The following is an 18039-nucleotide window of genomic DNA, read 5'->3' as shown; positions in this document are numbered from 1 at the left end:
TCCGCTAATGTCAACTACTACCTGAGACTCTAAAATCAGAGCCGTTAAAAAGCCCCATATCGAGGGCGCGGCATTATAACACCGCTTCTGCAATATGGGTAGAAAAAATAAACGGCTCATCGCTGAGCCGTTTATTCGTATTGAGAAGGCGTACTGTATTACAGAACCGCTTTCTCTACAACGCGAACCAGCGTCCAGGACTTAGTCTTGGACAGTGGACGGCATTCACGGATTTCAACCTTGTCGCCGATACCACATTCGTTGTTCTCGTCATGTACGTGCAGTTTGGTCGTACGCTTGATGAATTTACCGTAGATCGGGTGTTTCACAATACGTTCGATAGCTACAACAATGGATTTCTCCATTTTGTCGCTAACAACACGACCTTGCAGAGTACGGATTTTATCGGTCATTACGCACCCGCCTTCTGAGTCAGTAAAGTCTTAACGCGTGCAACATTGCGACGCACTTGCTTCAGCAGGTGAGTCTGTTGCAGCTGGCCACTTGCAGCCTGCATACGCAGGTTGAACTGCTCACGCAGCAGGTTCAGCAGCTCAGCGTTCAGCTCTTCAACGCTTTTTTCACGCAGCTCTTTTGCTTTCATTACATCACCGTCTTAGTTACAAAGGTGGTTTTGATAGGCAGTTTCGCTGCTGCCAGGCCGAAGGCTTCACGGGCCAGCTCTTCCGGAACACCGTCCATTTCATAAAGGACTTTGCCCGGTTGGATCAAGGCAACCCAGTACTCCACGTTACCTTTACCTTTACCCATACGAACTTCCAGTGGCTTCTCGGTGATCGGTTTGTCCGGGAATACACGGATCCAGATCTTACCTTGACGCTTAACTGCACGGGTCATTGCACGACGTGCTGCTTCGATCTGACGTGCAGTCAGACGACCACGGCCAACAGCTTTCAGACCGAAAGTGCCGAAGCTAACATCCGTACCCTGCGCCAGACCACGGTTGCGGCCTTTGTGCACTTTACGGAATTTTGTACGCTTTGGTTGTAACATCAGCGACGCTCCTTATTTACGGCCTTTACGCTGCTGCTTTTTAGGTTGAGCAGCCGGTTTTTCCGGTTGTTCAACAGCAGCCATACCACCCAGGATCTCACCTTTGAAGATCCATACCTTAACGCCGATTACACCGTAAGTGGTGTGCGCTTCAGAGGTGTTGTAGTCGATGTCAGCACGCAGAGTGTGCAGCGGTACGCGACCTTCACGGTACCATTCGGTACGTGCGATTTCCGCGCCGCCCAGACGGCCGCTAACTTCAACTTTGATACCTTTAGCGCCCAGACGCATTGCGTTCTGTACAGCACGCTTCATAGCACGACGGAACATAACACGACGTTCCAGCTGTGAAGTGATGCTGTCAGCAACCAATTTAGCGTCCAGTTCAGGCTTACGAACTTCAGCGATATTGATCTGTGCAGGAACGCCAGCGATATCCGCTACGACCTTGCGCAGTTTTTCTACGTCTTCGCCTTTCTTACCGATAACGATGCCAGGACGAGCGGTGTGAATAGTCACACGGATGCTCTTAGCTGGACGCTCGATAACGATACGAGATACAGACGCTTTAGCCAGTTCCTTAGTCAGGTACTGACGTACTTTAAAATCGCTGTCCAGGTTGTCAGCGAATTCTTTGGTGTTCGCAAACCAGGTAGAGTTCCATGGTTTTACAATACCCAGGCGAATACCATTAGGATGTACTTTCTGACCCATTGCTAGTCTCCAGAGTCTCAGCGATCGGACACAACCACAGTAATGTGGCTGGTGCGCTTCAGGATGCGATCTGCACGACCTTTCGCACGCGGCATAATGCGCTTCATGCTTGGGCCTTCATCTACGAAAATTTTCGCGACTTTCAGATCGTCGATGTCAGCGCCATCGTTGTGTTCAGCGTTAGCAATGGCAGATTCCAGTACTTTCTTGACCAATACCGCAGCTTTCTTGTTGGTATAGGTCAGGATGTCCAGGGCCTGCGACACTTTCTTACCGCGAATCAGGTCAGCAACAAGGCGAACCTTCTGTGCAGAAGAACGAGCATGGCGATGTTGAGCTAAAGTTTCCATCTCTTCCTCCTACCTTATTTCTTCTTCGCTTTTTTATCAGCAGCGTGGCCGCGATAAGTACGAGTCGGTGCGAATTCACCCAGTTTGTGACCAACCATTTCGTCGGTAACAAAGACTGGAACGTGCTGACGACCATTATGGACAGCGATGGTCAAACCGATCATGTTAGGAAAGATCGTTGAACGACGGGACCAAGTGCGCAGGGGCTTCTTGTCTCCGCTTTCCACCGCTTTCTCTACCTTCTTCAGCAAGTGCAGGTCAATAAAAGGACCTTTCTTGAGAGAACGTGGCATGGCTTATCCTCTAAAATTATTTGCTACGGCGACGTACGATAAATTTATCAGTACGCTTGTTGCTGCGGGTCTTCTTACCTTTGGTCTGAACGCCCCACGGAGTTACCGGGTGCTTACCAAAGTTACGACCTTCACCACCACCATGTGGGTGGTCGACTGGGTTCATCGCAGTACCGCGAACGGTAGGACGAACACCACGCCAGCGTGCAGCACCAGCTTTACCCAGAACGCGCAGCATATGCTCAGCATTGCCAACTTCGCCCAGAGTAGCGCGGCAGTCTGCTTCGACTTTACGCATTTCACCAGAACGCAGACGCAGGGTGACATAAGCACCGTCACGCGCAACGATCTGAACGTAAGTACCCGCGGAACGCGCCAGCTGACCGCCTTTACCTGGTTTCATTTCTACGTTATGAACGGTAGAACCAACCGGGATATTGCGCATCGGCAGGGTGTTGCCTGCTTTGATTGCAGCATCAACGCCAGACTGAATCTGGTCGCCAGCTTTCAGGCCTTTAGGGGCCAGGATGTAACGGCGTTCGCCATCTTTGTACAGAACCAGCGCGATGTTCGCGGAACGGTTCGGATCGTACTCAAGACGCTCAACAACTGCTGGGATACCGTCTTTGTTGCGTTTGAAGTCAACAATACGATAAGCCTGCTTGTGGCCACCACCGATGTGACGAGTGGTGATACGGCCATTGTTGTTACGACCACCGGATTTGCTGTTTTTTTCCAGCAACGGAGCAAAAGGTTTGCCCTTGTGCAGCTCAGGGTTAACCACTTTAACTACGTGGCGACGACCCGGAGATGTCGGTTTACATTTAACAACTGCCATTGTATTACTCCTCCGACTTACTCAGCGCCGCCAACGAAGTCCAGATTCTGGCCTTCTTTCAGGGTGACGTAAGCTTTTTTCCAGTCGCTACGACGACCGATACGCTGTCCGTGACGTTTAACTTTCCCTTTAACTACCAGGGTGTTAACGACTTCGACTTCGACTTCAAACAGTTTCTGCACAGCAGCTTTGATCTCTGCTTTGGTCGCGTCTTTAGCAACTTTGAGAACGATGGTGTTTGTTTTTTCCATCGCAGTAGACGCTTTTTCAGAAACGTGCGGTGCGCGAAGCACCTTCAGCAGACGTTCTTCACGAATCATGCCAGCATCTCCTCAACTTGCTTAACAGCATCAGCAGTCATTACGACTTTGTCGAAGGCGATCAGGCTAACCGGGTCGATACCAGTCGCATCGCGTACGTCAACCTTGTGCAGGTTACGTGCGGCCAGGAACAGGTTCTCGTCCAGCTCACCGGTGATGATCAGCACATCTTCCAGAGCCATGTCTTTCAGTTTCTGTGCCAGCAGCTTAGTTTTAGGCGCTTCAACAGAGAACTTCTCGACAACGATCAGACGATCCTGACGTACCAGTTCGGACAGGATGCTTTTCAGCGCGCCGCGGTACATCTTTTTGTTAACTTTTTGACTGTGGTCCTGTGGACGCGCAGCGAAGGTCACGCCACCTGAACGCCAGATCGGGCTCTTGATAGAACCTGAACGCGCACGGCCGGTACCTTTCTGACGCCATGGCTTTTTGCCAGAACCAGTTACTTCAGCACGAGTCTTCTGAGCACGAGTACCCTGACGAGCACCAGCTGCATAAGCAACAACAACCTGGTGAACCAGCGCTTCGTTGAAATCACGACCGAAGGTAGTTTCGGAAACAGTCAGCGCGCTCTGCGCGTCTTTCAATACTAATTCCATTGCTATCCCCTTACGCCTTCACAGCTGGTTTAACGATCAGGTCGCTACCGGTTGCACCCGGAACTGCACCTTTAACCAGCAGCAGGTTGCGCTCAGCGTCAACACGTACTACGTCCAGGCTCTGAACGGTTACACGTTCGTTACCCAGCTGACCTGCCATTTTCTTGCCTTTGAACACTTTGCCCGGAGTCTGGTTCTGACCGATAGAACCCGGAACGCGGTGAGACAAGGAGTTACCGTGAGTAGCGTCCTGGGTACGGAAGTTCCAGCGCTTAACGGTACCAGCAAAACCTTTACCTTTAGAGGTACCGGTTACGTCAACTTTTTTAACGTCAGCAAACAGCTCAACGCTAATGTCCTGACCTACGGTGAACTCTTCGCCTTCAGCAAGACGGAATTCCCACAGACCACGGCCAGCTTCTACGCCAGCTTTAGCGAAGTGACCCGCTTCTGGTTTGGTTACACGGTTAGCTTTTTTAGCACCAGTGGTCACCTGAACAGCACGGTAGCCATCGTTAGCCAGATCTTTAACCTGAGTAACGCGGTTTGCTTCAACTTCGATTACGGTTACTGGGATAGAAACGCCATCTTCAGTGAAGATGCGGGTCATTCCCACTTTTTTACCGACTAAACCAATCATTGTATCAACCTCTCAATCGCTCGATGACCTGATTAACCCAGGCTGATCTGCACGTCTACACCGGCAGCCAGATCCAGACGCATCAGAGCATCAACGGTTTTCTCAGTTGGCTCAACGATGTCAACCAGACGCTTGTGAGTGCGGATTTCGTACTGATCGCGCGCGTCTTTGTTAACGTGCGGGGAGATCAGAACGGTGAAGCGCTCTTTGCGGGTCGGCAGCGGGATCGGACCACGGACTTGCGCACCAGTGCGCTTAGCAGTCTCGACGATTTCCGCGGTTGATTGATCGATCAGACGATGATCAAACGCTTTCAGGCGGATACGGATTCTTTGGTTCTGCATGAGACCAGAGCTCCAATTATTTTATAAACGAAAATGATTACTCCTCAAACCCATTACGATTGATGGGAGAGTGTAACCGTTCTTACGTAGCTCCCCAATTGGGAGCATTGTTGAGTAACAAAGTGAGCTACTCTGGTTCAGATTGAACCCGCCGTCAATTACGACAAGCCCGCGCATTATACGTAAATCTGGGGAAGACGCAAGTGCCGTTTAGAAATTAAGCGCCAAAGACGTACTCTGCGTAAGGCCTCGCAACTTTTTATGCAAAGTATCCCTTCTCAACTCTTTGTCTGAAGCCGCTGCGCAATTGCTGTTTTTACACATTGCCGGACATGCAGATTATAACGAGTATGCGCTCAAACCATTTTGAGGCTCTCGCTATGCTACTGTCCCTCCCCTTTCTGCTGATCTATTTTGCGTTATCGGCCTTGCTTGTTCGCACCGATATTCGCACGGGGCTTCTTCCCGATAAATTTCTTTGCCCGCTGCTATGGATCGGCCTGCTCTACCAGCTTTGTCTCCATCCTGATTTTTTGCCGAGCGCGGTAGTCGGTGCGATGGCAGGATACGCCGGATTCGCCGTTATCTATTGGGGATACCGGCTCATCTGCCGACGTGAAGGGATGGGATATGGCGACATAAAATATCTGGCGGCGTTGGGAGCATGGCATGGCTGGTGTGTACTGCCAGTACTGGCATTAGTGGCCGCGTTAATGGCTCTGCTGTATCTGGTTGGTGTCTCGTTGTTCACCGCCGGTAAGCAGGCATTAAAAAACCCACTGCCTTTTGGGCCATTTCTGGCGGCAGCGGGTTTATGCGTTGGCTGGGAAAGCCTGATTAACTTTCCACTTTGATCTGAGACTGAAGGTAGTTCTGTAGGCCAATTTTGCTAATGAGATCCAGTTCGGTCTCAAGCCAGTCGATGTGCCCTTCTTCATCGGCCAGGATCTGGATCATCATATCGCGGCTGACGTAGTCATGTACGCTGTCCGCATAGGCAATGGCTTCACGCAGGTCTTTTGCACCCTCCAGCTCGAGCCGGAGATCAGAACGCAGCATCTCTTCGACATCTTCTCCGATGCCCAGTTTTCCGAGATCCTGTAGGTTAGGAATGCCTTCGAGAAATAAAATACGCTCAATGTATTTATCGGCGTGTTTCATTTCATCAATGGACTCATGGTATTCAACATCGTTGAGGCGAGTCAGTCCCCAGTTTTTGAACATTCTTGCATGGAGAAAATACTGATTGATTGCGACAAGCTCATTTCCCAATAATTTATTGAGATAACTTATGATTTTAACATCACCTTTCATTATATAGTCCCTCCGCTTCCACTCATTGAAGCGTAGATCGGGCTACGGAGATGTCAAAAAAAAGATAGAGGCTTACGCGATCTCTTTGAATTCCGGGATCTGCATCAGTTCGTCCTGCATGATCTCACGCGCTGCGCGAACGCATTTACCGCATTGATTTCCCACCGGAACAAACTTGCGAAGCTGCTGGAATGACTGAGGCTGGAACTGGCGAACGGCCTGACGTATTTTTTTGTCACTCACACCATTGCATAAACAGACGTACATAAACACTCCCGTTCAAAATATGCGCAAAGTGTAAGTGAGAATGGTTATGATTACAATAGCACAGCATCCAGGATACGGGGCGGGGACAAGCAAAAAATGCGAAAATTTGTGACAAGCACAGTATAAGAGAAAACAAAAAAGGACGCCGAAGCGTCCTTTTTTAATTCAGGGATAATTAATTAGCCCAGAACTTTAGCAACAACGCCCGCGCCAACGGTACGGCCGCCTTCACGGATTGCGAAACGCAGACCGTCGTCCATCGCGATTGGGTGGATCAGAGTCACAACCATCTTGATGTTGTCGCCTGGCATTACCATCTCTACGCCTTCTGGCAGTTCGATGGTACCGGTCACGTCAGTTGTACGGAAGTAGAACTGTGGACGGTAGCCTTTGAAGAACGGAGTATGACGGCCGCCTTCGTCTTTGGACAGGATGTACACTTCAGATTCGAACTTGGTGTGTGGCTTGATTGAGCCTGGCTTCGCCAGTACCTGACCACGTTCGATTTCTTCACGTTTGATACCACGCAGCAGAACACCAACGTTCTCACCGGCACGGCCTTCGTCCAGCAGTTTGCGGAACATTTCAACGCCAGTACAGGTAGACTTCGCAGTCTCTTTGATACCAACGATTTCAACTTCTTCGCCAACTTTGATGATACCGCGCTCTACACGACCGGTAACAACGGTACCACGACCGGAGATGGAGAATACGTCTTCGATTGGCAGCAGGAATGGCTTGTCAATTGCACGCTCTGGTTCCGGGATGTAAGAATCCAGGTAGCCAGCCAGTTCGATGATTTTCTCTTCCCACTGTGCTTCGCCTTCCAGCGCTTTCAGTGCAGAACCACGAACGATTGGGGTGTCGTCGCCTGGGAAATCGTACTGAGACAGCAGTTCACGAACTTCCATCTCTACCAGTTCCAGCAGCTCTTCGTCATCAACCATGTCGCATTTGTTCAGGAACACGATGATGAAAGGAACGCCTACCTGACGACCCAGCAGGATGTGCTCACGGGTCTGAGGCATTGGGCCGTCAGTCGCAGCAACAACCAGGATCGCGCCGTCCATCTGCGCAGCACCGGTGATCATGTTTTTAACATAGTCGGCGTGGCCTGGGCAGTCTACGTGTGCGTAGTGGCGAGTCGGGGTGTCATATTCAACGTGAGAGGTGTTGATGGTGATACCACGCGCTTTTTCTTCTGGCGCATTATCGATCTGGTCGAATGCACGAGCAGAACCACCGTAGGTTTTAGCCAGAACGGTAGTGATTGCAGCAGTCAGGGTAGTTTTACCATGGTCAACGTGGCCGATAGTACCGACGTTGACGTGCGGTTTTGTACGTTCAAATTTTTCTTTAGACACGGCTATATTCCTTACTATAGTGCCCCCTCTCAGAGAGGGCACGGGACTTTGGTTTTAACCCTGCGGCTTATTTACCACGGGCTTCGATAACGGCCTGAGCAACGTTGTTAGGCGCATCATCATACTTCAGGAATTCCATGGTGTATGATGCACGACCTTTGGTCAGAGAACGCAGCTGAGTTGCATATCCGAACATTTCAGACAGCGGAACTTCAGCGTGGATCTTAACGCCAGTTACTTCGGATTCCTGACCACGCAGCATACCGCGACGACGGCTCAAGTCACCGATAACGTCACCGGTGTTCTCTTCAGGAGTTTCTACTTCAACCTTCATGATTGGTTCAAGCAGAACTGGTTTCGCTTTCTTAAAGCCTTCTTTAAAGGCAATAGACGCAGCCAGTTTAAACGCCAGTTCAGAGGAGTCAACGTCGTGGTAAGAACCGAAGTGCAGACGGATACCCATGTCAACAACCGGATAACCAGCCAGAGGACCGGCTTTCAGCTGCTCCTGGATGCCTTTATCAACGGCAGGGATGTATTCACCAGGAATTACACCACCTTTGATGTCGTTGATGAACTCGTAACCTTTAGGGTTAGAGCCCGGCTCCAGTGGGTACATATCGATCACAACGTGACCGTACTGACCGCGACCACCAGACTGCTTAGCGTGTTTACCTTCAATGTCGGTAACTTTCGCGCGAATCGCTTCGCGGTAAGCAACCTGAGGTTTACCCACGTTCGCTTCAACGTTGAACTCACGCTTCATACGGTCAACGATGATGTCCAGGTGCAGTTCACCCATACCCGCGATGATGGTCTGGTTAGATTCTTCATCAGTCCATACGCGGAATGATGGGTCTTCTTTCGCCAGACGGCCCAGAGCCAGACCCATTTTTTCCTGGTCAGCTTTGGTTTTTGGTTCAACCGCGATGGAGATTACCGGCTCAGGGAATTCCATACGCTCCAGAATGATCGGGTGATCCGGGTCACACAGGGTGTCACCAGTGGTCACGTCTTTCAGACCGATAGCTGCAGCGATGTCGCCCGCACGAACTTCTTTGATCTCTTCACGTTTGTTAGCGTGCATCTGTACGATACGGCCAAAACGTTCACGCGCCGCTTTCACGGAGTTCAGGATGGTGTCACCGGAGTTAACCACACCAGAGTAAACGCGGAAGAAGGTCAGGTTACCCACGAATGGGTCGGTAGCAATTTTGAACGCCAGTGCAGAGAACGGCTCGTCATCACTTGCGTGACGCTCAGCCGGAGTATCTTTACCGTCGTCCAGGATGCCGTTGATCGCAGGAACGTCAACCGGGGATGGCAGGTAGTCAACTACCGCATCCAGCATCGCCTGAACACCTTTGTTCTTGAACGCAGAACCACAGGTTACCAGGATGATTTCGTTGTTCAGAACGCGCTGACGCAGAGCTTTTTTGATCTCTTCTTCAGTCAGTTCTTCACCACCCAGGTATTTTTCCATCAGCTCTTCAGAGGCTTCAGCTGCGGATTCGATCAGGTTCTGGTGCCATTCGTCAGCCAGGTCCTGCATATCAGCCGGGATATCTTCGTATTCGAAGGTAACGCCCTGGTCTGCATCGTTCCAGTTGATGGCTTTCATTTTCACCAGGTCGATAACGCCGGTGAAGCCTTCTTCAGCACCAATTGCCAGCTGCAGCGGAACAGGGTTCGCGCCCAGACGGGTTTTGATCTGACCAACAACTTTCAGGAAGTTAGCACCCATACGGTCCATTTTGTTAACGAACGCGATGCGTGGAACTTTATATTTGTTCGCCTGACGCCATACGGTTTCAGACTGTGGCTGAACACCACCAACTGCGCAATAAACCATTACCGCGCCGTCAAGAACACGCATGGAACGTTCTACTTCGATGGTGAAGTCAACGTGCCCTGGGGTGTCGATGATGTTTACGCGATGCGGTTCGTACTGCTTAGCCATACCTGACCAGAATGCAGTAGTCGCTGCGGAGGTGATAGTAATACCACGCTCCTGCTCCTGTTCCATCCAGTCCATGGTGGCTGCGCCGTCATGAACTTCACCGATTTTATGGTTTACACCGGTGTAGAACAGAATACGTTCGGTAGTAGTGGTTTTACCGGCGTCGATGTGCGCACTGATACCGATGTTACGGTAGCGTGCGATGGGTGTTGTACGAGCCATTTGATTCCTCGTTTATATCTTTAGGCGTTCAGTTAAGTAACCCAGAGCGGGCGGCTTCTCTGAAGCGCCCGCCTGGTGACTACGACTCCGAAGGGATTACCAACGGTAGTGTGCGAACGCCTTGTTGGCTTCTGCCATACGGTGAACGTCTTCACGTTTCTTAACTGCAGTACCTTTGTTTTCTGCAGCATCAGAAAGTTCGTTCGCCAGACGCAGAGCCATGGATTTATCACCGCGTTTACGAGCAGCTTCAACGATCCAACGCATTGCCAGAGCATTACGACGAACCGGACGAACTTCAACTGGAACCTGATAAGTAGAACCACCAACGCGGCGAGACTTAACTTCTACAGTCGGGCGCACGTTGTCGAGAGCGACTTCGAAGGCTTCCAGTTCATTTTTACCAGAGCGCTGAGCCAGGGTCTCAAGCGCGCTGTATACGATGGCTTCTGCAGTAGATTTTTTACCATCTACCATCAGGATATTTACAAATTTTGCCAGCAGTTCTGATCCGAATTTCGGATCTGGAAGAATTTTACGCTGACCAATGACGCGACGACGTGGCATGGGAATACTCCGTTGTTAATTCAGGATTGTCCAAAACTCTAAGAGTTTAGTGTGACATTAAGATAAATCAGTTTGGCCTTACTTAACGGAGAACCATTAAGCCTTAGGACGCTTCACGCCGTACTTGGAGCGAGCCTGCTTACGGTCTTTAACACCAGAGCAGTCAAGCGCACCACGAACAGTGTGGTAACGAACACCCGGAAGGTCTTTAACACGACCGCCACGGATCAGGATCACGGAGTGCTCCTGCAGGTTGTGACCTTCACCACCGATGTAGGAAGTCACTTCAAAACCGTTAGTCAAACGCACACGGCATACTTTACGCAGTGCGGAGTTTGGTTTCTTAGGAGTGGTGGTATATACACGAGTACATACGCCACGTTTCTGCGGGCAGGCTTCCAGCGCAGGCACGTTGCTTTTTGCAACTTTGCGAGCGCGTGGTTTGCGTACCAGCTGGTTAACTGTTGCCATTAAATAGCTCCTGGTTTTAGCTTTTGCTTCGTAAACACGTAATAAAACGGCCTCATACAATATGAGGACGCGAAATTTTAGGGCTACGTCGAAAAGGTGTCAAGAAATATACAGCGATCTCAAATCACCAGTTCATTTGACTGGTATGCGTCACAGTAAGATTAACGAAATCAGTATAGCCAACCACGTTAATTTTGGCTGAAATTTGACCAGAAAGACCCCGCGCATCCAGATCGTCTTTCAGCGCTGAGACGGTTATGGGGGCATTGCTGAGGATTTCAACAAAGCGGCTGCCTTCAAGCGCAGCCAGCACGCCGTCCTGAATGAGCAGCAGGTCATCCCCTTCGCGCAACATTCTCAGTAACGCATCGGTATCACATTGCCACGGTGAATGGCTCAGGGTATGGAGCATGACGGCCTCAGAAAGTCAGAACAGTGTCGTAGTGAGAGAGTTTCTCGCGCAGCGTCGCAGAGGCAAGAATTGTCACATCCAGCACGAAACGCGTCTTATCATCTAACCCGCGCGCAGCCAGAGAGTCGGCGCAGAGATAAAAGGTGTCAATGTCGTAAAGCGGCAGAACCTTAAACGTCGCGATGTAATCTCGGGCGAGAATGGCCTGCGGCTGCTGACCAGCCAGAAGCTGCAACACTCCGTCACCAATAAAGAAAACACCGATATCTTCCGTTAATGCGGAGGTCGCAAGTAGCGCATCCAGCCCTTCTCTGCCAGACGCACTGCCGTGCGGCGCAGAGGAAAAAACAAACGCCACGCGCTTCATCAGAATTGCACCACTCTGTCACAGGTCAATGCAGCCTGCGCCAGCGCGCCCAGGCCACTCATCGAAAATCCGGGCTGCAGGTTGGAACCGGATAAACCAGGACGTTCAGCTTCGGAAGCGTCCGTCACACCGCGACGCAGTGCCGCCGCCACGCAAATTTGCAGCTCAACGCCTTGCTTTTCGTGCAACGCTTGCCAGGCGCGCACCAGGTCAAATTCATCACTCGCTGGTGACGTAAACCGGTTTGCGTTATAGACCCCTTCACGATAGAAGAAGACGCTCACCAGCTCGTGTCCAGCCTCAATGAGGGCATGCGCAAACTGCAGCGCGCTGCTGGCCTGCTGAGTGCCATAGGCCGGGCCTGTCACCACCAACGCAAAACGCATTACTTGTCTTGCCCCAGGAAATCGCCGCTTTTGAACTGGCGAATGTAGAGGTAGACCGTGTGTTTGGAGATATTCAGGCGATCGGCCACCTGGTTGATGGCATCTTTAATATCGAAAATCCCTTTCTCATAGAGATTCAGTACGATCTGACGATTCTTGGCGTTGTTCGAGACGTTGCGATCGGCATTCACCTCTTCGATTGTGAATTCAAGCGTCTGGGTCACCAGATCTTCAACGGAAGACGCAAAGTTGACTGATGAGCCAACGTCTGGCGTTTCTGGTGGAATAAAGGTGCTCATGATTTGCGAGAACGGCACGTCAAGGTTCATGTTGATGCACAGCAGCCCGATCACACGGTGCTCGCGGTTTCGGATAGCGATGGTTTCTGATTTCATCAGCACGCCACTTTTGGCGCGAGTGAAATAACATTTGGAGACGCTGCTGTCCGCGCCGGTCATGTCATGCAGCATACGCAATGCAAGGTCGGTGATGGGCGAACCAATTTTACGGCCGGTGTGCTCACCATTAGCGATGCGGATGGCGGAACACTTAAGATCCTGCAGGGAGTGCAATACGATTTCGCAGTGGGACCCAATGAGCATCGCTAACCCGTCCACTACCGCCTCGTAGGATTTGAGAATATCGAAGTCGGTCTGGTCGAAAGGACGTTGATCCAGTAAATCAAGCTCACTGGTTTCGTTGGTTAAAAGCGACCTGGACATGAAAAAAACACTCCTTTTCAGGAGCCTGTCGTTACGTTTTCAGGGCAGGCTCATTATCTACACGGACAACTAAATTAATACAGCGTGTATAACGCTTTCCAGTGTTAATTATATCTGCCCCACAATAAAAAAAACCGCCGCCTTTAAGGCGGCGGTTTCTGTGACATTACTTCCTGGCAGCAGCGGCTTTGTTGTCAGCCGGCGCGTCTGCTTTCGCATCCGCTTTCGGTGCTGGTTTGATGTCCAGCAGTTCTACGTCGAAGACCAGCGTAGAGTTGGCCGGGATACCCGGAACGCCAGTTTTGCCGTAAGCCAGATCCGGTGGGATGACCATCTTGATCTTGCCGCCTTTCTTGATGTTTTTCAGACCTTCAGTCCAGCCTGGGATCACACCATCCAGACGGAAAGAGAGCGGCTCACCACGGGTGTAAGAGTTATCGAACTCTTTACCGTCGATCAGCGTACCTTTGTAGTTAACCACAACGGTATCGCTGTCTTTTGGCGCGTCGCCAGTACCTTCTTTCTCTACTTTATACACCAGGCCAGTAGAAGAGGTTTTTACACCCTTCTCTTTAGCAAAGGTATCACGGTAGGCTTTGCCTTTCGCTTCGTTGTCTTTAGCATCTGCTTCCATTTTGGTCTGAGCAGCGCCTTTCACGCGGGCTTCAAACGCCTGCAGAGTCTGTTCGATTTCCTGGTCAGACAGTTTGCTCTTGTCTGCAAACGCATCCTGAACACCCGCGATCAGCTGAGCCTTGTCCAGTTTGATGCCCAGTTTTTCCTGCTCTTTCAGAGAGTTTTCCATGTAACGGCCCAGAGATGCGCCCAGTGCGTAGGCGGATTTCTGGTCGTCATTTTTGAACGCCGCTTTGCTGTCTGCAGTCGCAGCAGGCTTCGCAGCGGTATCAGCAGCGAAAGACAGCGGTGCGTTCAGCGCGACAGCCATCGTGGTCGCCAGCAGCGTTACTTTAAACAGTGATTTCATCCATATCTCCAGGGCCTGGGGACTCTCACCCCAGCATTAAACGTAAATGAGTGACGTACTATAAATCGTTGCGGAAGAAATCTACAGACAGACTCCCCCGATTATCGCCACTTTTCAGACTATTTTTGTTTAAATAAGTTTCTTGCCAGGAGGGCGGATACTGCACTTAAGGATAAACTCAGTTAAACTTCGCCGCCGCTGGCCTGTTATGGCTACTGAGAAATGAACGAGGTGAATGATGAAGGACACAATGACAGAAGCGAGACTGGCTGAACTGGAAAGCCGCCTGGCTTTTCAGGACATCACCATCGAAGAACTGAACCAGACCGTGACCGCGCATGAACTTGAAATGGCGAAACTGCGTGACCACCTGCGTCTGTTGACGGAAAAGCTGAAAGCCACACAGACGTCAAACATTGCGTCTCAGTCAGAAGAGACGCCACCACCTCATTACTGAGGCGTAAAAAAAGCGGGAATATCCCGCTTTTTTATTTTCCGCATAACGGAATTAGTGGCAACCGCAACCGCCATGACCGCCGCAACCACCTTTACCGTGGTCATGACCATGGTCGTGATCGTGGCCGTGACCACCGCAGCAGCCGTCGTGGCCGTGATCGTGGTCATGGTCGTGACCGTGCGCACCGTGAACATGGCCGTGAGCCAGTTCTTCTTCGGTCGCTTCACGGATCGCAACAACTTCTACGTTGAATTTCAGGTTCTGACCAGCCAGCATGTGGTTGCCGTCAACCACAACGTGGTCGTCTTCAACTTCAGTGATTTCAACCGGCACAGGACCCTGGTCAGTTTCAGCCAGGAAGCGCATGCCAACCTGCAGTTCGTCAACGCCCATGAACACGTCTTTAGGAACGCGCTGAACCAGGTTGTCGTCATACTGACCGTAAGCGTCATTCGCGCCTACAGCAACGTCAAATTTGTCGCCAACGTCGTGACCTTCCAGCGCAGTTTCCAGGCCGGAAATCAGGGAACCGTGACCATGCAGGTAGTCCAGCGGCGCACTCACCGGAGACTCATCAACCAACACACCGTCTTCTGTACGTACCTGATAGGCCAGGCTGACCACCAGGTCTTTTGCTACTTTCATGATATCTCCTGAGCGTGGGAAAATTGCTGGCGCAGATTGTAGCGGAAATCTGCACCCGTGTACCCTTTAGCTTAAAAAAACTCAGGGCATATCGCTAGTCCGGATGAAAAATGCCGATCACTTGCTCTTCTTTGCGAACGTGATCGCGGGCTTCTTTGTCGGCCTCACGCATCTGGTGACCGCACTTAACACACTCAACGATATCGATATTATTTTCGCGCCACATGGCCAGAGTATCTTGTGCCTGGCAGGACGGGCACTTTGCACCCGCGATAAAGCGTTTACGTACAGCCATCTTTCGTTACCCTTTATTCAAATTCATCCCAGCCGTCGAGCTGGCGTCGTTCCTGTTGCATCTCACGCTGGAAAATCTCTTCCAGCTCACGACGCGCCTCCCGCACGCGGGAGATCTGCGCCGTATCGGTATGTACCGGCATCAGCTCACGCAGCATTCGCATATCCAGCCGGCGGAAATGCATCTGGGCGCGCTGAGCCTGGTGCGGATGCATACCCAGTGAAATCAGTGCCTTACGCCCAAGCTCCAGCGCGCTGGAGAAGGTCTCGCGGGAGAAGTGTTTCACACCCGCCTGCAAAAGTTCGTGAGCTTCAACACGTCCACGCGCACGCGCCAGGATATGCAGGTGCGGGAAATGCTGCTGGCACAGCTCTACCAGCTTCATCGTGTCTTCCGGGTCATTACAGGTAATGACGATTGACTCCGCCGCTTCCGCCCCGGCTGAGCGCAACAGTTCAAGCTGCGTCGCATCGCCGTAGTAAACCTTATAGCCATATTTACGCATCAGGTTCACCGCGCTGATATCACGCTCCAGCACCGTAATACGCATCTTATTCGCCATCAGCAAACGCCCGATAACCTGCCCGAAGCGACCAAAACCCACCACGATCACCTGCGGCTTATCATCTTCCACCCACGGCGTTTCGTCTTCATCATCTGCCGGGTTTAACCGGCGTGACAGCAGTTTGTCGACCAGCTTCATCAGCAGTGGCGTGGTCATCATCGACAGCGTGACCGTCACCAGCAACAGCGCCATCTGGTCATCTTTGAACAGTTTCTGCGACGACGCGGTAGAGAACAGCACAAACGCAAACTCTCCCCCCTGGCTTAACACGCTGGCAAACTGCATGCGTTCCGAACTGCGTAGCCCGTAAACACGAGCCAGCACATAGAGAACCAGCGTTTTCACCGCCACCAGCACGGCAACGCTGACGATAACCCACAGAAGATGGGTATAGAGCACACCCAAATTCAACGCCATCCCCACCGAAATAAAGAACAGCCCTAACAGCAGCCCTTTAAACGGATCGATAGCAATCTCCAGCTCATGGCGATATTCGCTCTCGGCAAGCAGTACCCCGGCAATGAACGTGCCAAGCGCCATCGACAGCCCCAGCGCATCCATAAACAGCGCGGAGCCGAGCACCAGCAGCAGCGTGGCGGCAGTAAACACCTCACGCACGCCCGACGCGGCGATAAAGCGGAACACCGGACGCAGTAAAAAACGTCCGCCAATCAGCATCCCCGCGAAGGCCAGCACCTTCATGGAGACTTTCACCCAGTCGAAATGATCGTCGCCGGAGCCCGCCAGCAGCGGCACCAGCGCTAACGCCGGGATCACCGCTAAATCCTGGAACAACAGCACCGAAAAGCCCAGTTGTCCCGCCTCGTTACGGTTCATCCCTTTGTCGCGCATCATCTGCAGCGCCATCGCCGTCGAGGACATCGCAAGGCCAATCCCACCAATGACCGCCGCCTGCCACGAGAAGTCCGTCAACATCAACAGCCCCGCCAGAATCGCGGCGCTAAACAGCACCTGCGCGGCACCGACGCCAAAGATAGACTGCCGAAGCTGCCACAGCTTGGACGGGTTCAGTTCAAGGCCGATGATAAACATCAGGAACACGACGCCAAGCTCCGAGAAGTGGAGGATTTCATCCACATCGCTGATAAACCCAAGGCCCCAGGGTCCAATGGCGATCCCCGCCAGCAAATACCCCAGCACCGCGCCAATGCCAATCCGCGCGGCCAGCGGCACGGCCACAACCGCTGCAAATAAAAACAACACCCCGGCAAGGAGCAAATTCGATCCTTCCATTAACGACCTCCTGCCGAAATCGGTGACGCCAGCCACTCGCCATAGGCTCTGGCATGGCTCGCCAGTGCTTCAGGCTGCTGACGACGTGCCCAGTAAACAATAATCGGATTCATCCAGTGCATACGGCACATCGCCGCCGTCAGCTCAAAAGGGCGCAGGATATCGCTCATCGGATAGCGGTTCAGCCCGTCGTGACGGTAAGCGCTCTCTGGCTCACCGGTCGTGATGACGCTACGCCAGTACTTTCCCGCCAGCTGGTTGCCCCCTACCCCGCTGGAGAAACCCCGGCTCAGCACGCGGTCGAGCCACTCTTTGAGCAGCGCCGGACAGCTATAGGTATAGAGCGGATGCTGGAACACAATCACGTCATGCTGACGCAGCAGCTCCTGCTCGTAAGGAATATCAATAAAGAAATCAGGATAGTGCGCGTAGAGATCGTGCACCGTCACGTTGCTGAGCTGTGTAGCCGGTTTAAGCAGTACCCGGTTCGCCACCGAGTCCTGAGATTCCGGATGGGCATACAGCAGCAGCACTTTTGCTGTCTGAGACATCATTCCCCTCCCGGTTCTGTTTCTGTTTTTGTGTATCGTCGTTGTTTTGGGCTACCATGGCGGCCCGGTGCGGAAAATGGCCCACACCTTACATTATCATAATGACAAATTAACATAGTC

Annotated in this window: 28 protein-coding genes; 2 read left to right on the top strand and 26 right to left on the bottom strand. The window is 51.8% G+C overall.

Annotated features, from left to right (window positions below):
- Nucleotides 1-158: 158 nt before the first annotated feature.
- Genes rpsQ through rpsJ form a run of 11 tightly spaced genes read right to left on the bottom strand, consistent with a single transcriptional unit; the run spans nucleotide 159 to nucleotide 5115 of the window.
- Nucleotides 159-413, bottom strand: a complete 255-nt coding sequence (gene rpsQ, locus ABGB15_RS02140) for a 30S ribosomal protein S17 (protein WP_008503489.1) — start codon at nucleotides 411-413, stop codon at nucleotides 159-161.
- Entirely contained in the window at nucleotides 413-604 is a 192-nt protein-coding gene (rpmC, locus tag ABGB15_RS02135; RefSeq protein ID WP_003863282.1) for a 50S ribosomal protein L29, read from the bottom strand. Before rpmC ends, rpsQ begins: the two co-directional genes overlap by 1 nt.
- On the bottom strand, nucleotides 604-1014 hold the full coding sequence (gene rplP, locus ABGB15_RS02130; RefSeq protein ID WP_002919759.1) for a 50S ribosomal protein L16: 411 nt from the start codon (nucleotides 1012-1014) through the stop codon (nucleotides 604-606). Before rplP ends, rpmC begins: the two co-directional genes overlap by 1 nt.
- 12 nt (nucleotides 1015-1026) lie before the next feature.
- Nucleotides 1027-1728 carry a 30S ribosomal protein S3 gene (rpsC, locus tag ABGB15_RS02125; RefSeq protein ID WP_000529945.1) on the bottom strand — a complete coding sequence of 234 codons (702 nt, stop codon included), beginning with the start codon at nucleotides 1726-1728 and terminating at the stop codon, nucleotides 1027-1029.
- 17 nt (nucleotides 1729-1745) lie between these two features.
- Nucleotides 1746-2078: a 50S ribosomal protein L22 gene (gene rplV, locus ABGB15_RS02120; RefSeq protein WP_002919773.1), complete on the bottom strand. Its 333-nt coding sequence runs from the start codon at nucleotides 2076-2078 to the stop codon at nucleotides 1746-1748.
- 14 nt (nucleotides 2079-2092) lie between these two features.
- Nucleotides 2093-2371: a 30S ribosomal protein S19 gene (gene rpsS, locus ABGB15_RS02115; RefSeq protein WP_001138117.1), complete on the bottom strand. Its 279-nt coding sequence runs from the start codon at nucleotides 2369-2371 to the stop codon at nucleotides 2093-2095.
- Nucleotides 2372-2387: 16 nt separating this feature from the next.
- The gene (gene rplB / locus ABGB15_RS02110; protein ID WP_000301859.1) at nucleotides 2388-3209 is read right to left on the bottom strand and encodes a 50S ribosomal protein L2; all 822 of its coding nucleotides are present in this window, start codon (nucleotides 3207-3209) and stop codon (nucleotides 2388-2390) included.
- 17 nt (nucleotides 3210-3226) lie between these two features.
- Entirely contained in the window at nucleotides 3227-3529 is a 303-nt protein-coding gene (rplW, locus tag ABGB15_RS02105) for a 50S ribosomal protein L23 (RefSeq protein WP_000617546.1), read from the bottom strand.
- Nucleotides 3526-4131, bottom strand: a complete 606-nt coding sequence (gene rplD / locus ABGB15_RS02100) for a 50S ribosomal protein L4 (protein ID WP_000424395.1) — start codon at nucleotides 4129-4131, stop codon at nucleotides 3526-3528. The genes rplW and rplD overlap by 4 nt, the downstream gene beginning before the upstream one ends.
- A gap of 10 nt (nucleotides 4132-4141) precedes the next feature.
- A complete protein-coding gene (gene rplC / locus ABGB15_RS02095) occupies nucleotides 4142-4771 on the bottom strand; it encodes a 50S ribosomal protein L3 (RefSeq protein WP_006178923.1) in 630 nt (209 codons plus the stop codon).
- 32 nt (nucleotides 4772-4803) lie between these two features.
- Nucleotides 4804-5115, bottom strand: a complete 312-nt coding sequence (rpsJ, locus tag ABGB15_RS02090) for a 30S ribosomal protein S10 (protein ID WP_001181005.1) — start codon at nucleotides 5113-5115, stop codon at nucleotides 4804-4806.
- Between the two features lie 380 nt (nucleotides 5116-5495).
- On the opposite strand from rpsJ, the gene ABGB15_RS02085 reads away from it, so the two are divergent.
- Nucleotides 5496-5969, top strand: coding sequence for an A24 family peptidase (locus tag ABGB15_RS02085; RefSeq protein ID WP_215723914.1), 474 nt, complete (start codon nucleotides 5496-5498; stop codon nucleotides 5967-5969).
- Here ABGB15_RS02085 and bfr read toward each other — a convergent pair.
- The 11 genes from bfr to fkpA all read right to left on the bottom strand — a co-directional run bounded on the left by bfr (nucleotide 5953) and on the right by fkpA (nucleotide 14152).
- Nucleotides 5953-6429: a bacterioferritin gene (bfr, locus tag ABGB15_RS02080; RefSeq protein ID WP_003863270.1), complete on the bottom strand. Its 477-nt coding sequence runs from the start codon at nucleotides 6427-6429 to the stop codon at nucleotides 5953-5955. The genes ABGB15_RS02085 and bfr overlap by 17 nt on opposite strands.
- Nucleotides 6430-6501: 72 nt before the next feature.
- Nucleotides 6502-6696: a bacterioferritin-associated ferredoxin gene (gene bfd, locus ABGB15_RS02075; protein WP_003863268.1), complete on the bottom strand. Its 195-nt coding sequence runs from the start codon at nucleotides 6694-6696 to the stop codon at nucleotides 6502-6504.
- Between the two features lie 179 nt (nucleotides 6697-6875).
- Nucleotides 6876-8060, bottom strand: coding sequence for an elongation factor Tu (gene tuf, locus ABGB15_RS02070; RefSeq protein ID WP_152082495.1), 1185 nt, complete (start codon nucleotides 8058-8060; stop codon nucleotides 6876-6878).
- Between the two features lie 67 nt (nucleotides 8061-8127).
- Entirely contained in the window at nucleotides 8128-10242 is a 2115-nt protein-coding gene (gene fusA, locus ABGB15_RS02065; protein WP_152082496.1) for an elongation factor G, read from the bottom strand.
- 96 nt (nucleotides 10243-10338) lie between these two features.
- A complete protein-coding gene (gene rpsG, locus ABGB15_RS02060; RefSeq protein ID WP_003861706.1) occupies nucleotides 10339-10809 on the bottom strand; it encodes a 30S ribosomal protein S7 in 471 nt (156 codons plus the stop codon).
- 96 nt (nucleotides 10810-10905) lie between these two features.
- Nucleotides 10906-11280 carry a 30S ribosomal protein S12 gene (rpsL, locus tag ABGB15_RS02055; protein WP_000246815.1) on the bottom strand — a complete coding sequence of 125 codons (375 nt, stop codon included), beginning with the start codon at nucleotides 11278-11280 and terminating at the stop codon, nucleotides 10906-10908.
- A gap of 124 nt (nucleotides 11281-11404) precedes the next feature.
- Nucleotides 11405-11692 carry a sulfurtransferase complex subunit TusB gene (tusB, locus tag ABGB15_RS02050; RefSeq protein ID WP_152082497.1) on the bottom strand — a complete coding sequence of 96 codons (288 nt, stop codon included), beginning with the start codon at nucleotides 11690-11692 and terminating at the stop codon, nucleotides 11405-11407.
- A gap of 7 nt (nucleotides 11693-11699) precedes the next feature.
- A complete protein-coding gene (tusC, locus tag ABGB15_RS02045; RefSeq protein WP_152082498.1) occupies nucleotides 11700-12059 on the bottom strand; it encodes a sulfurtransferase complex subunit TusC in 360 nt (119 codons plus the stop codon).
- Entirely contained in the window at nucleotides 12059-12445 is a 387-nt protein-coding gene (gene tusD, locus ABGB15_RS02040; protein ID WP_152082499.1) for a sulfurtransferase complex subunit TusD, read from the bottom strand. Before tusD ends, tusC begins: the two co-directional genes overlap by 1 nt.
- A complete protein-coding gene (locus ABGB15_RS02035) occupies nucleotides 12445-13167 on the bottom strand; it encodes a transcriptional regulator (RefSeq protein WP_003861697.1) in 723 nt (240 codons plus the stop codon). Before ABGB15_RS02035 ends, tusD begins: the two co-directional genes overlap by 1 nt.
- 166 nt (nucleotides 13168-13333) lie before the next feature.
- Nucleotides 13334-14152, bottom strand: coding sequence for an FKBP-type peptidyl-prolyl cis-trans isomerase (fkpA, locus tag ABGB15_RS02030; protein ID WP_215723478.1), 819 nt, complete (start codon nucleotides 14150-14152; stop codon nucleotides 13334-13336).
- Nucleotides 14153-14390: 238 nt separating this feature from the next.
- On the opposite strand from fkpA, the gene ABGB15_RS02025 reads away from it, so the two are divergent.
- Complete coding sequence (locus ABGB15_RS02025; protein ID WP_152084433.1) at nucleotides 14391-14609, top strand: protein SlyX; 219 nt, start codon at nucleotides 14391-14393, stop codon at nucleotides 14607-14609.
- 51 nt (nucleotides 14610-14660) lie between these two features.
- Here ABGB15_RS02025 and slyD read toward each other — a convergent pair whose 3' ends face one another.
- The 4 genes from slyD to kefG form a co-directional block, all read right to left on the bottom strand.
- Nucleotides 14661-15254, bottom strand: coding sequence for a peptidylprolyl isomerase (gene slyD, locus ABGB15_RS02020; RefSeq protein ID WP_152082501.1), 594 nt, complete (start codon nucleotides 15252-15254; stop codon nucleotides 14661-14663).
- A 94-nt stretch (nucleotides 15255-15348) separates the two neighbouring features.
- Nucleotides 15349-15549, bottom strand: a complete 201-nt coding sequence (locus ABGB15_RS02015; protein ID WP_003861689.1) for a YheV family putative zinc ribbon protein — start codon at nucleotides 15547-15549, stop codon at nucleotides 15349-15351.
- Between the two features lie 13 nt (nucleotides 15550-15562).
- The gene (kefB, locus tag ABGB15_RS02010) at nucleotides 15563-17368 is read right to left on the bottom strand and encodes a glutathione-regulated potassium-efflux system protein KefB (protein WP_152082502.1); all 1806 of its coding nucleotides are present in this window, start codon (nucleotides 17366-17368) and stop codon (nucleotides 15563-15565) included.
- Nucleotides 17368-17919, bottom strand: a complete 552-nt coding sequence (gene kefG, locus ABGB15_RS02005) for a glutathione-regulated potassium-efflux system ancillary protein KefG (protein WP_152084434.1) — start codon at nucleotides 17917-17919, stop codon at nucleotides 17368-17370. The genes kefB and kefG overlap by 1 nt, the downstream gene beginning before the upstream one ends.
- Nucleotides 17920-18039: the final 120 nt, after the last annotated feature.

This window comes from Enterobacter sp. MALB-1 (assembly GCF_041021625.1).
In the GTDB taxonomy this organism is placed as follows: Bacteria; Pseudomonadota; Gammaproteobacteria; order Enterobacterales; family Enterobacteriaceae; genus Enterobacter; species Enterobacter oligotrophicus.
The sequence above is the reverse complement of the archived record's forward strand: the minus strand, read 5'-3'. Positions and strand labels throughout refer to the sequence as shown.